10 protein-coding genes are annotated in these 14,399 nt (G+C 34.8%); 6 read left to right on the top strand and 4 right to left on the bottom strand.

Going from position 1 to position 14,399, the window contains the following annotated elements:
• The first annotated feature begins 3 nt into the window (after window positions 1-3).
• On the top strand, window positions 4-699 hold the full coding sequence (locus C8C88_RS05110; RefSeq protein WP_121337078.1) for a response regulator: 696 nt from the start codon (window positions 4-6) through the stop codon (window positions 697-699).
• 63 nt (window positions 700-762) lie between these two features.
• Here C8C88_RS05110 and thiL read toward each other — a convergent pair whose 3' ends face one another.
• Window positions 763-1,809 (bottom strand): thiamine-phosphate kinase, encoded by a 1,047-nt coding sequence (gene thiL / locus C8C88_RS05105; RefSeq protein ID WP_121337077.1) that lies wholly within the window; start codon window positions 1,807-1,809, stop codon window positions 763-765.
• A 138-nt stretch (window positions 1,810-1,947) separates the two neighbouring features.
• Here thiL and C8C88_RS05100 point away from each other — a divergent pair, with 138 nt between their 5' ends.
• The gene (locus C8C88_RS05100; RefSeq protein WP_121337076.1) at window positions 1,948-2,880 is read left to right on the top strand and encodes a 1-phosphofructokinase family hexose kinase; all 933 of its coding nucleotides are present in this window, start codon (window positions 1,948-1,950) and stop codon (window positions 2,878-2,880) included.
• Window positions 2,881-2,959: 79 nt separating this feature from the next.
• Here C8C88_RS05100 and lepA read toward each other — a convergent pair whose 3' ends face one another.
• On the bottom strand, window positions 2,960-4,756 hold the full coding sequence (gene lepA, locus C8C88_RS05095; RefSeq protein WP_121337075.1) for a translation elongation factor 4: 1,797 nt from the start codon (window positions 4,754-4,756) through the stop codon (window positions 2,960-2,962).
• Window positions 4,757-5,054: 298 nt separating this feature from the next.
• Here lepA and dusB point away from each other — a divergent pair, with 298 nt between their 5' ends.
• Window positions 5,055-6,047 carry a tRNA dihydrouridine synthase DusB gene (gene dusB / locus C8C88_RS05090; RefSeq protein WP_121337074.1) on the top strand — a complete coding sequence of 331 codons (993 nt, stop codon included), beginning with the start codon at window positions 5,055-5,057 and terminating at the stop codon, window positions 6,045-6,047.
• Between the two features lie 51 nt (window positions 6,048-6,098).
• Here the strand turns inward: dusB and C8C88_RS05085 are convergent, their stop codons facing one another.
• A complete protein-coding gene (locus C8C88_RS05085; protein ID WP_121337073.1) occupies window positions 6,099-7,298 on the bottom strand; it encodes an FtsX-like permease family protein in 1,200 nt (399 codons plus the stop codon).
• Window positions 7,299-7,300: 2 nt separating this feature from the next.
• The gene (gene rbfA, locus C8C88_RS05080) at window positions 7,301-7,693 is read right to left on the bottom strand and encodes a 30S ribosome-binding factor RbfA (protein ID WP_121337072.1); all 393 of its coding nucleotides are present in this window, start codon (window positions 7,691-7,693) and stop codon (window positions 7,301-7,303) included.
• 282 nt (window positions 7,694-7,975) lie between these two features.
• On the opposite strand from rbfA, the gene C8C88_RS05075 reads away from it, so the two are divergent.
• The 3 genes from C8C88_RS05075 to C8C88_RS05065 all read left to right on the top strand — a co-directional run bounded on the left by C8C88_RS05075 (window position 7,976) and on the right by C8C88_RS05065 (window position 14,389).
• Complete coding sequence (locus C8C88_RS05075; protein ID WP_121337071.1) at window positions 7,976-11,605, top strand: UvrD-helicase domain-containing protein; 3,630 nt, start codon at window positions 7,976-7,978, stop codon at window positions 11,603-11,605.
• A gap of 45 nt (window positions 11,606-11,650) precedes the next feature.
• On the top strand, window positions 11,651-12,844 hold the full coding sequence (gene kbl, locus C8C88_RS05070; protein WP_121337070.1) for a glycine C-acetyltransferase: 1,194 nt from the start codon (window positions 11,651-11,653) through the stop codon (window positions 12,842-12,844).
• A 111-nt stretch (window positions 12,845-12,955) separates the two neighbouring features.
• Window positions 12,956-14,389, top strand: coding sequence for an OmpA family protein (locus C8C88_RS05065; protein ID WP_121337069.1), 1,434 nt, complete (start codon window positions 12,956-12,958; stop codon window positions 14,387-14,389).
• Window positions 14,390-14,399 lie beyond the last annotated feature (10 nt).

Genomic DNA, 14,399 nt, shown 5'->3' with positions numbered 1-14,399 from the left:
AAAATGATAAGTGATTCGTCTGCTAAATCGGTAATTGAAAACAATATATTAATTGTTGACGACCATCCTTTTATTATTGAGGGTTATAAAAATGCAATTAAAAGGTACAATCCTAGTGAATTTGCGTTTACAATTACACAAGCTAAGGATTGTCAATCAGCCTACGAGATAATTACTAATCCAGATATTGAACCTTTTGATATCGCTTTTTTAGATATTAGTATGCCTGCTTATGAAGAGAAAAATCTTTTTTCAGGGGAGGATTTAGCTAGGCTAATAATGGAGTACATGCCTAAATGTAAAATTATCTTACTAACAATGTATACGGAATTGTTGAAGATAAAAACAATTATCAAGACAATAAACCCTAGTGGATTGGTTATAAAAAATGATTTAACTTTTGATGAATTGCTTTTTGCTTTTGATAAAATTTTAAAAGATGAATTTTATTATAGTGAATCCGTTAAGAAAATGTTGAGTCTGTCAGAAGAAGATGGTATAGAAATCGATCAATTTGACGAGCAAATATTATTTCATATATCCAAAGGAACAAAGACAATTGAGATGCCACAGTACATTCCTATATCTTTAAGTGCAATAGAGAGAAGAAAAATAAATCTGAAAGAATTGCTAAAAGTAGAAGAAGGCAGTGATATTGACTTAGTTCGAGAAGCTAAAAATAGAGGATTACTTTTTTAGCTAATATTTATAACAAAAAAAACGACACTTAATAGTGTCGTTTTTTTTTGTTATAAAGTATTGTTATTCTGATAGCGCATCCCAACCTCTAGCTTTTAAAGCAATTTTAGTATTGGCTCTAGTGACTAAATGTATGCCTTCGCTCTCGTGAGTCATATGACCGATAATCGAAAAATTTGGATTTCCTTTTATTTTATCAAAATCCTCAATAGCTATTGTGAAAAGCAATTCGTAATCTTCTCCACCATTGATGGCAACTGTTGTACTATCAATATTAAATTCTTCGCAAACATTAATAAATTGAGGATCGATAGGTAATTTGTCTTCGTATAAATTACATCCTACTTTTGATTGTTTGCACAAATGCATAATCTCTGATGATAATCCATCCGAAATATCAATCATAGATGTTGGTTTTATCTCTAAAGCATGTAATAAAGTACGAACATCTTTACGTGCTTCTGGCTTCAATTGGCGTTCTATCAAATAAGTGTATGCATCTAAATCAGGTTGTGAATTTGGGTTTACCTGAAAAACTTGTTTCTCACGTTCTAAAACTTGTAATCCCATATAGGCAGCTCCAATATCTCCTGTTACAACTAATAAATCCGTTTGTTTGGCACCATTTCTGTAGACAATCTCGTCTTCATTTGCTTCTCCAATTGCAGTAATACTGATGATTAATCCTTTTTGTGAAGAAGTAGTGTCTCCGCCAATAACATCTACTTTATATTCATTAGCAGCGTGCGTTATTCCTTCAAATAATTCTTCTAAGGCTTCAAGTGGGAACCGATTAGAAACAGCAACAGAAACCGTAATTTGCGTTGGTTTTGCATTCATAGCGCAAATGTCAGAAACATTCACCACGACTGCTTTGTAACCCAAATGCTTTAACGGCATGTATGCCAAGTCAAAATGGACACCTTCAATCAATAAATCAGTTGAAACCACAACTTTTTTATCCTTAAAATCAAGTACAGCGGCATCATCGCCAATTCCTTTTATAGTAGAAGGTTGTGTGATTTCGAAATTTTTTGTCAAATGATCAATCAATCCAAATTCTCCTAATTGTGAAATACTCGTGCGTTGTGGGTTTTTATCTTCAATCATTTTTTAGTTCCAAAGTTTAGAATCGCAAAGGTACAAACTTGCAATCTTTTTTGGTCGTAAACTTTTAGTGTTTTTATCAGGGAATTCAGATGGATATTTACTAATTTTTCAGACCTTTATAATATAAATATTCATACAATGGAATCATTCGATATTGTTACCCTTACAGTTAATCCTGCTTTAGATAAAAGTTCTCATTTCAAAGGTTTAGTTCCTGAGCAAAAAATCCGTTGCGAAACACCACGTTTTGATGCTGGCGGCGGTGGAATCAATGTTTCTAAAGCTATTGCGCGTTTAGAAGGTATTTCAAAAGCTGTTTTTACTTCTGGAGGAGCAACGGGCGAAAAGTTAAAGGAACTCATCGAAAGCGAGAAAATACCATTTGAAGCTATCGCGATTGGCAGTTGGACAAGAGAAAGTTTTGTTGCGGTGGATGATAATACAAATCTCCAATATAGGTTTGGTTTTACGGGAGCAGCTATAAATGAAACTGAAAAAGCCGAAATTATTCAGGTAATCCAAAAATTAAAATGTAAGTATTTAGTAATTAGCGGAAGTTTAAATGAAGGTTTACCACCTGATTTTTACAAACAAATAGCCAAAATAGCCAAAATTTCTGGTATAAAAGTAGTAGTTGATGCATATGGTGAAGCGTTGACTCATGCGCTCCAAGAAGGAGTTTATATGATAAAGCCCAATGTTGGCGAATTAGCTAAGTTAGTAGGTGTAGAAACCCTTGAAATAGGTGAAGTAAACGAAGCTGCCAAGAAAATCATTGCTCAAGGTGGTGCAGAAATTGTAGTGGTTTCCCTTGGTCCTCAAGGAGCAGTTTTAGTTACTAAAGATACTTATGAATTTGTTCCAGCTCCTAATGTAGTCAAACGAAGTACTGTTGGTGCTGGTGATAGTATGGTAGGAGGCATGGTTTGGGCGCTTTCGCAAAATAAAAGCCTGAAAGAAGTTATTCGTTGGGGAGTAGCTTGTGGTTCAGCAGCAACTATGAATGAGGGAACGCAATTATTTAAAGGGGAAGATGCGAAGCGATTATTCGGTTGGTTAATGGATAAATAAAAAATAAAAAAACCTGACAAATTTAATATTGTCAGGTTTTGTCTTTATTCTATTCTCTTTTTTCTGTTCTCCGGAAAAATTAATCGTTTAATTTCAAAACAGCCATAAATGCTTCTTGAGGAATCTCTACGTTTCCTACTTGGCGCATACGTTTTTTACCTTTTTTCTGTTTTTCCAATAATTTACGTTTACGAGAAATATCTCCACCATAACATTTGGCTGTAACGTCTTTACGTAAGGCTTTTATAGTTTCACGAGCAATAATCTTAGCCCCAATTGCAGCTTGAATTGGAATGTCAAATTGTTGTCTCGGAATTAATTCGCGTAGTTTTTCGGTCATTTTCTTACCTATATTATACGCATTATCTTCGTGAATTAAGGCAGAAAGGGCATCAACGGTTTGTCCATTTAACAAGACATCCAAACGCACTAATTTTGAAGTTCGCATTCCAATTGGAGAATAATCAAATGAAGCATATCCTTTAGAAACTGTTTTCAATCGATCGTAAAAATCGAATACAATTTCAGCCAAAGGCATGTCAAAATTCAACTCCACTCTTTCTGTTGTCAAATACGTTTGATTCGTGATTAATCCACGTTTTTCAATACACAAACTCATTACATTCCCAACAAAATCTGCTTTGGTAATGATTGTTGCTTTAATATAAGGTTCTTCAACTCTGTCTAAACGCGAAGGTTCAGGTAAATCAGAAGGGTTGTTAACTACAAAAGGAGTATCAGGATGTTTTTTGGTGTAAGCCAAATACGAAACGTTAGGAACCGTAGTAATTACAGTCATATCAAACTCACGTTCTAATCGTTCTTGAATAATTTCCATATGCAACATTCCTAAGAATCCGCAACGGAAACCAAAACCTAAAGCAGCGGAACTTTCTGGAACAAATACTAATGAAGCGTCATTCAATTGCAGTTTTTCCATAGAAGAACGCAAATCTTCATAATCTTCAGTGTCTACAGGGTAAATTCCGGCAAAAACCATTGGTTTTACATCCTCAAATCCAGTAATCATATTCGTTGTAGGCGTTTTCGCATCCGTAATAGTATCACCTACTTTTACTTCTTTTGCCTCCTTAATTCCTGAAATCAAATACCCAACATCACCCGTCGAAATCACATTCTTTGGAACTTGATTTAATTTCAAAGTTCCTACTTCATCCGCAAAATATTCATTGCCGGTAGCCATGAATTTTATTTTTTGGCCTTTTTTAATTTCTCCATTTTTTACACGGAAAATAACTTCAATTCCACGAAACGGATTGTAGTGAGAATCAAAAATCAAGGCTTGTAATGGTTCGTCTTTAACTCCTTTTGGAGCAGGGATTTTTTCGATAATAGCTGCTAAAATATTCTCCACGCCAAAACCAGTTTTACCTGATGCATGAATAATATCTTCTAGTTTACAACCTAATAAATCAATAATATCGTCACTTACTTCCTCAGGATTGGCACTTGGCAAATCTACTTTATTCAAAACAGGGATGATTTCCAAGTCGTTTTCAAGAGCCAAATATAAATTAGAAATAGTTTGCGCCTGAATACTTTGTGCAGCATCTACAATCAAAAGAGCGCCTTCGCAAGCAGCAATTGAGCGAGAAACTTCATAAGAAAAATCCACGTGACCCGGAGTGTCAATCAAGTTCAAGATATAATCTTCCCCTTTATATTTATACTCCATTTGAATCGCATGACTCTTAATTGTAATCCCACGTTCGCGCTCCAAGTCCATGTTGTCAAGCAATTGCGCCTTCTCTTCACGAGCGGTTACCGTTTGTGTAGCACCAAGAAGTCGGTCGGCAAGCGTACTTTTTCCGTGGTCAATGTGTGCAATAATGCAAAAATTTCTAATATTTTTCATTCTCGTTTTCTATCATTTTATGTCGTACCGTCCCGAAACTTCAGGATGTCGATGTTTGGGCGTTTCCCTTCGGGTCGGGCTGTCCGCTATATCTTTTGTTCCGCTTCGCTTCACAAAAGGATGCCGCTTCCATCCCTAACGCAAATCCCAATAATTGAGATTTAATCTGCAAATATAAGCTAAAATAAACAGTTTCAAAGTCTAGAATTAGCAAACTAATCGCTTTAATGTGAAGTCTTTCTTCTTTAGCCTTTCTTCCATTCGTCTAAAAAGTGTAATTTTGCAAAAAATTAAGCAGATGGTCAAGATTGGCAACATAGAATTACCTGATTTTCCTTTACTTCTCGCACCTATGGAAGATGTAAGCGATCCGCCTTTTCGCAGGTTGTGTAAATCACATGGTGCTGATTTGATGTACTCGGAATTTATTTCTTCCGAAGGATTAATTCGTGACGCTATTAAAAGCCGAATGAAATTAGATATTTTTGATTACGAGCGCCCCGTTGGAATCCAGATTTTTGGAGGTGATGAAGAAGCTATGGCCATGTCTTCAAAGATTGTTTCTGCAGTAAATCCTGATTTGATTGACATTAATTTTGGTTGCCCCGTAAAGAAAGTGGTTTGCAAAGGCGCTGGAGCAGGAGTGCTGAAAGATGTTGATTTAATGATACGTTTGACAAAAGCCGTTATCGATAGCACACATTTACCAGTAACGGTGAAAACGCGTTTGGGTTGGGATGATAATTCTATCAATATTGATGAGGTTGCGGAGCGTTTGCAAGATATTGGTGTTGCGGCTTTAAGTATTCATGCTAGAACTCGTGCCCAAATGTACAAAGGCCATTCGGACTGGTCGCATATTGCTCGTGTCAAAAACAATCCTAGAATCATGATGCCTATTTTCGGGAATGGGGATATCGATTCGCCAGAAAAAGCATTGCAATACAAAAACGAATATGGCATCGACGGCATCATGATTGGTCGTGCAGCCATTGGTTATCCTTGGATTTTTAACGAAATAAAACATTACTTCAATACTGGCGAACATTTAGCAAAACCTACCGTTATAGATAGAGTTGAAGCTGTTCGTAACCACTTGACTTGGGCAATGGAATGGAAAGGTGAAAGACTTGGAATTGTTGAAACAAGACCACATTATACTAATTATTTTAAAGGAATTCATTCTTTTAAAACCTACAAACAAAAACTAGTAACGCTAGATCATCCTGATGAATTGTTCGCCGCTTTGCATGAGATTGAAGAAGCGTATGCAGGTTACGAAGTGGTTTAAATTTTATAGTATAAAAGAAAAGCAAAAATCGTGAATTCGCGATTTTTTGATTTAATCCAACAACTTCTTACTCACGCGACTACTTGCAATCAAAGATGCCATAAAACCAAGTGAGACAATAGTTCCCATAACAATCAATACGTTTTCTAGAGAGAAAACCACAGGATACGCCAGTGTAGGTGTAATCATAATCCATTGAAATTGCTGCTGCAATAGCACAATGATAATTCCTAAAACCAAACCAATAATTCCACCAATAACACTGAGTAGAGTGCCTTGAAGCAGGAATATTTTGCGCAAATCTTTGATTTCAGTTCCTAGATTGAATAAAGTTTTTAAATTTCCTTTTTTATCCAAAATCATCATAATTAGTGCGCCAATCAAGTTGAAAAGCGCCACAACAATGACTAAAGTAAAAATTAAATACACCGCAATATTCTCGGTATTCAACATTTTATAAAGTGATTCGTTGAGTTGTGCTCTATTTTTTAGGGTCAATTTATTGTTGAAAATAGCTTGTAGTTTGTCTTTTACTACTGCTTCATCAGCTCCTTTTTTTAGCTTAAATTCAACTCCAGAAACCTGATTTGTTTTGTATTCTAATAATTCTTGGGCTAAACCTAAATCGGCAAAAACATATTTTGAATCTAAATCTTCACTAATAGCATAAATACCCACAGGAATTATGTCCGTTTTATTGAAAGCTTGTTCCGGATTTTCAATAGCTCCTTTTCCCGGTTTTGGAACTAAAACTTCCAATTGATGATTGAAATCAAGCAAACCCATCGAGAATTTCTGAGCAATTCCGTAACCAACCACTACTTGATAGGTATCAGGTTTGATCCATTGTCCGTTAAAAAGTTTTTTTTCAATAGCATTTACTTTCCTAAAGTTGGGGTCAACACCTTTTAAGTACGTAACTTCCTGTTTTCCGTTAAAAGTAAATAAAACACGTTCCTCAATTATTTTAGAATAGGAGGCGATGCCGTCAATTTCTTTGATTTGGTTTTCTTGTGAGGGAGAAATAAAAAAAGATTTTCCAAGAGTGGAACTCGCTTTTAAATCCGGATCAATTTCATTTGTAAATGAAAGACTAAAATTTTTCAATCCACTAAAAACGGATAAAACGACGAACAAAGCCAAAGCTCCAACAATAATTCCTAAGCTCGCAATCCGATTGATGATATTAATCGCATTGTTTTTACTATTGCTAAGAATATAGCGTTTGGCTATGTAAAGGGGGAAATTCAAGTTTATGAATGTCTACGTTTTTCTAGAAGATCTCTATTTTCAATAGGATTTTCTTGATTTTTCAAGGCATTATCAATTTTTTCAATATAGTCCAAAGAGTCATCAATAAAGAAAACCAAATTTGGTACTTTTCGTAATTGCAAACGCACTCTTTGTGATAAATCATGTTTGATTAGAGTCGTATTAGTCTTAATTGCCGCTAGAGTTTCCTTCGCTTTATCCTGAGGAAAAATGCTTAAATGTACAGTTGCCACAGATAAATCTGATGTTACAACAACCTTGGATACCGAAATTATCAAATTTGTAAGTCCGTTTTTTCTCACTTCACCTTGTAGAATGTCAACCAAATCTTTTTGGATAACCCCACCTATTTTTTTCTGTCTATTTGTTTCCATGCTGCAAAAATACTACTTTTAAGTTTTATCCCGAAGTTTCGGGACATATTTTAAAAGTAACCTATTAATAGGGGTGTTTTTAGAAGCTATTTCCTGCTGTTCACTATATCTTTTTATAAGGTGATGAAAAATCATCTTATAAAAAGGATGCCGTTTCCATCAGGGCTAGGGTTTTCTGGAATTAACATCATTTACAATAAGTTGTGAAATCCGAATATTCTAAATTTTTTTCTTAAATGACTTATATGGTTTAAAATCTATTTTGTCCAAAAAAATATCAAAATGCAAAGACATTCATTCTCCATATACGACGCATCGGCAGGCTCCGGAAAAACCTATGCACTCGTTAAAGAATACTTGAAAATTATATTAGTAGCGCCAAAAAATGATGCTTATCGCAACATTCTCGCTATTACGTTTACAAACAAAGCGGTTCATGAAATGAAAAGCCGAATCGTAGGCAATCTTTCTGAATTTGCAAAAGAGGAACCTAATGAGAAAGCGCAGGATTTGATGCGGGATTTATCCATTGACACGGAATTGTCTATAATCCAAATCAAAACCAAATCACAGCAAATCATCAAGCATATTATTCATAATTATGCTGCTTTTGATATTTCGACTATTGATAAATTCACGCATAAAGTGATTCGGGCTTTTGCACATGATTTGAATTTACCTATGACTTTTGAAGTTACTTTGGATACGGAAAACTTGTTGATTGAAGCGGTAGATGCCATTATTGTTCAAGCTGGAGAAGACGAAACCTTGACTAAGTTGCTCATTGATTTCACTATGGAAAAAACTGACGATGATAAGTCCTGGGATATTTCTCGTGAAATTTTCGAAACGGGTCGTTTAGTTTTGAATGAAAATAACCGAAATGAAATCACACATTTTCAAGACAAATCCATTGCAGAATTTGTTGAAATAAAAAATAAATTAGCCGAAATCTGCAAGGTTTTAGAGAAAGAAACAGTTGAGTTAGCAGACGAGGCCTATGCGTTAATCGAAAAAAATGGAATTGATCTAAAGTCTTTTTCCCGAGGTACTTTTCCTAATCATATTACGAGTATTCAACAAGGTAAATTCAATCCAAAGAATAAAACTTTTCGCAAATTTGATGATGTTGCTATCAATAAAACAGCCAAAGATAGCGCTATTATTGAAGGCATAATTCCTGATTTGTTGCAACTTCTAACTAAAGTTTACAAAACTTTCGAAAAGATATTTTTCTATAAAGCGTTCTTGAAAAACATTACGCCTTTGTCACTATTAAATACGGTCAGTAACGAATTAGCCAAAATTCAGGAAGAACAAAATGTGCTTTCGATTTCAGAATTTAATGCGATTATCCATCGGGAAATCCAGAATCAGCCAGCGCCTTTTATTTACGAACGATTGGGGGAACGCTACCGACATTTTTTTATTGATGAATTTCAGGACACTTCCGAAATGCAATGGCAAAACCTGATTCCACTGATTGACAATGCGCTTTCTGGTCAGGATGATTTTGGAGTAAAAGGAACTTTGATGATTGTGGGCGATCCAAAACAATCTATTTACCGCTGGCGTGGTGGGAAAGCCGAACAGTTTATCGAGTTGAGTAAAGACCAAAATCCATTCAGTAATCCTGATAAAAAGTTAGAGCATTTAGATAAAAATTACCGTTCCTATTCTCAAATAATCGAATTTAACAATGATTTCTTTAAATTGTTGTCGAATGAATTCCAGCATTTGGACTATAAAGATCTGTATGAAAATCACAGTCATCAAAAACCAAATGATAAAACGGGAGGTTATGTTAATATTTCTTTCATTCCAAAAGTCGAAAAAACAGACGATAATTCTGAAGCTTCGGGAGAAGAAGAAGCTTTGGATAAAACGGATTTATATGTTTTAGCAACGTTGAATACCATTCAGAAAGTAGTAAAACAAGGTTTCGAATATAAGGATATTGTTATTTTGACTAGAAAACGTAGTCAAGGAATTGCCGTTGCTAATTATTTGACAGAACAAGGAATTCCACTTTTGTCATCAGAAACTTTGATGATAAAAAACGCCACTGAAGTTCGATTTATTATTCATTTATTAAAATATCTAAAAAACAATTCTGACAAAGAGTCAAAAGCCAACTTCCTATATTATTTAGCCCAAAACAGACAAGATAAATTGCCTATTAATGATTTTATTGCACAAGGAATGGGACATGTAAATGAAAAGGAATTTGAGACCTGGCTTGAGAGTTTTAACGTGAGTTTGTCTTTTCAAAACATCAGAAAAAAATCCTTGTATGAAGCGGTTGAGGTTATAGTTTCTAAATTCCTCCTCCCAGCCTCCTCCAAAGGAGGAGGAGACGAAACCCGAAAGTTGGGATATATGACTGGCGGGAAATATTCTCATTTGTTGATAGAAAAAGCTCAGGGAATGCGAAAAACTCCAACAGATGCTGAAAAAATAGTATGGTCCGAGTTGAGATCAAAAGCGTTAGATTACAAATTTAGGCACCAGCATTTGATAAATGATTTTATAGTTGACTTTGTCTGTTTGTCAAGAAAATTAATAATTGAAGTTGATGGTGATTATCATTTTACCGAAGAGCAAATTCAATTAGATAATGAACGAACAATCATCTTAAATGAATTAGGATATAAAGTAATTCGATTTACAAATAATGAAGTTTTAACAAATATTAATTATGTTTTAAATAAAATAAAAAGTGAATTAGTAAACCAAGAAAATTTTCAAAACTCCAATATGCAAGTAAAGGCTCCATCCCATTCGGGGAGGGTCGGGGAGGGGAATTCTTATGTTCAGTATTTTATGGATATCGTTCTCGAACGAGATATTCGCAATCAAGCGGGGATTTCGGATTTCTTGAATTTCTGGGACAAAAACTCAGAAAAATTCAGTATCCCATCACCAGAAGGTAAAAACGCTGTGCGAATTATGACCATTCATACTTCTAAAGGATTGGAATTTCCGGTAGTAATAATGCCTTTTGCAGAAAATGAATACAGTAAAGATCCAAAACCAAAATTATGGATTCAAGCCGAAGAAGAAGATTTTGGATTGCCAAAAGTTTTAATAGATAATAGTAGCGCTGTGGAAGGTTTTGGAGAAGCGGCAGCGGAAGTTTACAATCAGAAAAAGCAGGAAGAATTATTAGACAATATAAATGTTTTGTACGTTGCTTTAACACGAGCCGAAGAGCAATTGTATGTTATTTCGAATATGAATTTGTCTAATAAAGGAGAAGTTCCAAAAAATAATATGTGCGCCTTTTTTATTAATTATTTAGCTAATAAAGGTGATTTCGATGAAAATAAATTCGAATATGAATTTGGTAATCCATTGAAACTGTCTGTTGAGAAAAAGCATATTGATACGTCTAAAACGATTCCATTAGTTTCTGAAATTTTAAACCCAAAGAATATAAAAATTGCACAACGAGAAGCTTTAATGTGGGGAACACTCCAACAAGAAGCTATAGAATATGGGAACGTTATTCACGAAATTTTATCTTTTGTGAAAACTAAAGGAGATGTTGATTTGGCAATCACAAAGGCTATTGAAAACGGATTAATTACCTTAAGCCAAAAAGAATTAGTTTATAAAACGATTCAAGAAATTGTCAGTCATCCAGAACTTTCAATTTGTTTTGCTGAAGGTAATGAGGTTTTGAATGAGCAAACGATTATTCAAAAAGAAGGTAAAACCGTAAAACCTGACCGAATGGTTTTGACTAAAAACAAAGAAGTTTTATTATTGGATTACAAAACTGGAACGCATAATGTTAAATACCAACAACAATTGGAAAATTATCAAGATGCTATTGAGAAAATGGGATACAAAGTAGTTAAAAAGGCATTGGTATACATAGGGAAAGAAATCGATATAGTAAATTTGTAAGCAATTATTAAAAAGAATAAATAACGGTTTTAATAAACTTTTAAAATGTACGGAAAAATCAAAGAATACTTACAGTCAGAATTGCAAACTATTGAAGATAACGGAATTTTCAAAAAAGAAAGAATTATCACTTCACCTCAAGGAGCGGAAATTACGATTTCTACCGGCGAGAAAGTTTTGAATTTTTGTGCCAATAATTATCTTGGATTGTCATCACACCCAGAAGTAATTCAGGCCGCTAAAGATGCATTAGATTCTCATGGGTTTGGAATGTCTTCGGTACGTTTTATTTGTGGAACTCAAGATATTCATAAAACCTTAGAAAAGAAAATTTCTGAGTTTTATGGAACAGAAGATACTATTCTTTATGCTGCAGCTTTTGATGCTAACGGAGGTGTTTTCGAACCTTTATTAGGTGAAAATGACGCTATAATTTCAGACAGTTTGAACCACGCTTCCATTATAGATGGGGTACGTTTGTGCAAAGCGGCACGCTATCGTTATGAAAATAGCAATATGGAAGATTTGGAACAACAGCTCATTAAAGCAAGTGAAGCAGGAGCTCGTTTTAAATTAATTGTGACTGATGGTGTTTTCTCTATGGACGGAGTAGTGGCTCCTTTAGATAAAATTTGTGATTTGGCAGATAAATATGATGCTATGGTTATGGTTGACGAATGTCATGCTGCTGGATTCATTGGTGCTACAGGAAAAGGAACGCTTGAAGCAAAAGGGGTAATGGGAAGAGTAGATATAATTACCGGAACATTAGGGAAGGCACTCGGAGGAGCTATGGGAGGATATACAACCGCCAAAAAAGAAATTATAGAAATATTACGTCAGCGTTCTAGACCGTATTTATTTTCTAATTCTTTGGCTCCCGCTATTGTTGGAGCTTCTATAAAAGTTTTTGAAATATTAGAAAGAGATACCACATTGCGAGATAAACTGGAATGGAATACAAATTATTTCAAAGAAGGAATGAAAAAAGCCGGTTTTGATATCATTGACGGAGATTCGGCAATAGTTCCTGTAATGCTGTATGATGCAAAACTCTCACAAACGATGGCAAATGAGCTCTTAAAAAAAGGGATTTATGTGATTGGCTTCTTTTTTCCGGTAGTTCCTAAGAATAAAGCGAGAATTAGAGTACAACTATCAGCGGCTCATTCTAAGGCACATTTAGACAAAGCAATAAGCGCATTTATTGAAGTAGGTCATGATTTAGGGGTTATTTAATACCTGAAATTGGTGATTTTTGTAAGTTTTTTTATCATTTCATTTTGTCGTTATGAATTTACATGTTACTTTTGTGGATAATTAACTAAATTGTAATTAAAAAAATTAAGTATGAAACATCTTAACAAACTTTTAGTTGCTGTAATGATGGTAATGGGATTAACATCTCACGCACAAGACAGTAACAACCCATGGGCTATCTCTTTTGGAGTTAATGCCGTTGACACTAAAACTAGTGCTGGTGGAGGAAATAATTGGCTAGATCGTCATTTTTCTCAACCATTCGCTACTAAAGACAATTGGAATGTCCTTCCTTCTGTATCTTATTTAAGTGTATCTAAATATGTTGGTGATAATTTTTCTTTTGGAATCTCTGGTTCTGTAAACAAAATTAACAAAGCTGTATATTTTGCTCCAACTGCTGTAGGTCATGATTCTAGAGGTTATATCGTAACTAATCCAGGAGATTTGATGTATTATGGAATTGATGCAACTGTAAAATACAGTTTCATGAATTTAATCAAATCTAAAATTATTGATCCATCCCTAACTTTAGGTGGAGGTTATGTATTTCTTGGAAAAGATAGCTACGGAACTGTAAACCCAGGTGCTGGATTAACTTTATGGTTAACTGAAGGTGTTGGTTTAGAGCTTGCTACTAAATACAAAAAATCATTTGGAGACAGAGTAGATTATTATGGAGTAATTGATTCTCCTTCTCATTTCCAACACACACTTGGTCTTATCTTCAAATTTGGAGGTAAAGATACTGATGGTGATGGTATCTATGACAAAGATGATGCTTGTCCAGAAGTTGCTGGTTTAAAACAATTCAACGGATGTCCTGATACTGACGGTGACGGAATTGTTGATGCAAGTGATGCTTGTCCAGAAGTTGCTGGTTTAGCTGCTTTAAACGGATGTCCTGATACTGACGGAGACGGAATTGCTGATAAAGATGATGCTTGTCCAGAAGTTGCTGGTCCTAAATCATTAAAAGGTTGTCCTGATACAGACGGAGACGGAATTGCTGATAAAGACGACAAATGTCCTACTGTTGCAGGTCCTAAAGATAACGCAGGTTGTCCTTGGCCAGATACTGATGGAGATTCAGTTATTGATAAAGATGATGCTTGTCCTACTGTAGCTGGTCCAGCTAGCAACAAAGGATGTCCTGAAGTTACTACTGAAGCTTTAGATAATCTTAAAATTCAAGCAAGAGCAGTTTACTTTAACTCAGGTAAATCTACTTTCAAATCTGCTGATGTTCCTGCTAGATTAGACGCAATGGCTTCTATTCTTAAAAATTATCCAAATGCTAAATTTAGCATTGAAGGACACACAGATAGCGATGGTTCAGATGCGTTCAACCAAAAACTTTCTGAAGCTAGAGCTAATGTTGTTAAAAATGCTTTAATTGAAAGAGGTATCAACCCAAGCAATATTAATGCTGTTGGTTTTGGTGAAACTTCTCCAGTTGCATCTAACAAAACTGCTAAAGGTAAAGCTGAAAACAGAAGAACTGAAGTGAAATTACAAAAATAATTTCCTTTAA

Origin of the sequence: Flavobacterium sp. 123, assembly GCF_003634825.1 — a bacterium.
Taxonomy (GTDB): Bacteria; Bacteroidota; Bacteroidia; order Flavobacteriales; family Flavobacteriaceae; genus Flavobacterium.
This window is presented reverse-complemented; position numbering and strand designations above follow the sequence as displayed.

Bases quoted from the DNA above. Each gene is read 5' to 3' on its own strand.
- C8C88_RS05065 (WP_121337069.1), top strand. From the start codon at position 12,956: ATGAAACATCTTAACAAACTTTTAGTTGCTGTAATGATGGTAATGGGA.
- kbl (WP_121337070.1), top strand. From the start codon at position 11,651: ATGTACGGAAAAATCAAAGAATACTTACAGTCAGAATTGCAAACTATT.
- rbfA (WP_121337072.1), bottom strand. From the start codon at position 7,693: ATGGAAACAAATAGACAGAAAAAAATAGGTGGGGTTATCCAAAAAGAT.
- C8C88_RS05110 (WP_121337078.1), top strand. From the start codon at position 4: ATGATAAGTGATTCGTCTGCTAAATCGGTAATTGAAAACAATATATTA.
- dusB (WP_121337074.1), top strand. From the start codon at position 5,055: ATGGTCAAGATTGGCAACATAGAATTACCTGATTTTCCTTTACTTCTC.
- lepA (WP_121337075.1), bottom strand. From the start codon at position 4,756: ATGAAAAATATTAGAAATTTTTGCATTATTGCACACATTGACCACGGA.
- C8C88_RS05100 (WP_121337076.1), top strand. From the start codon at position 1,948: ATGGAATCATTCGATATTGTTACCCTTACAGTTAATCCTGCTTTAGAT.
- thiL (WP_121337077.1), bottom strand. From the start codon at position 1,809: ATGATTGAAGATAAAAACCCACAACGCACGAGTATTTCACAATTAGGA.
- C8C88_RS05075 (WP_121337071.1), top strand. From the start codon at position 7,976: ATGCAAAGACATTCATTCTCCATATACGACGCATCGGCAGGCTCCGGA.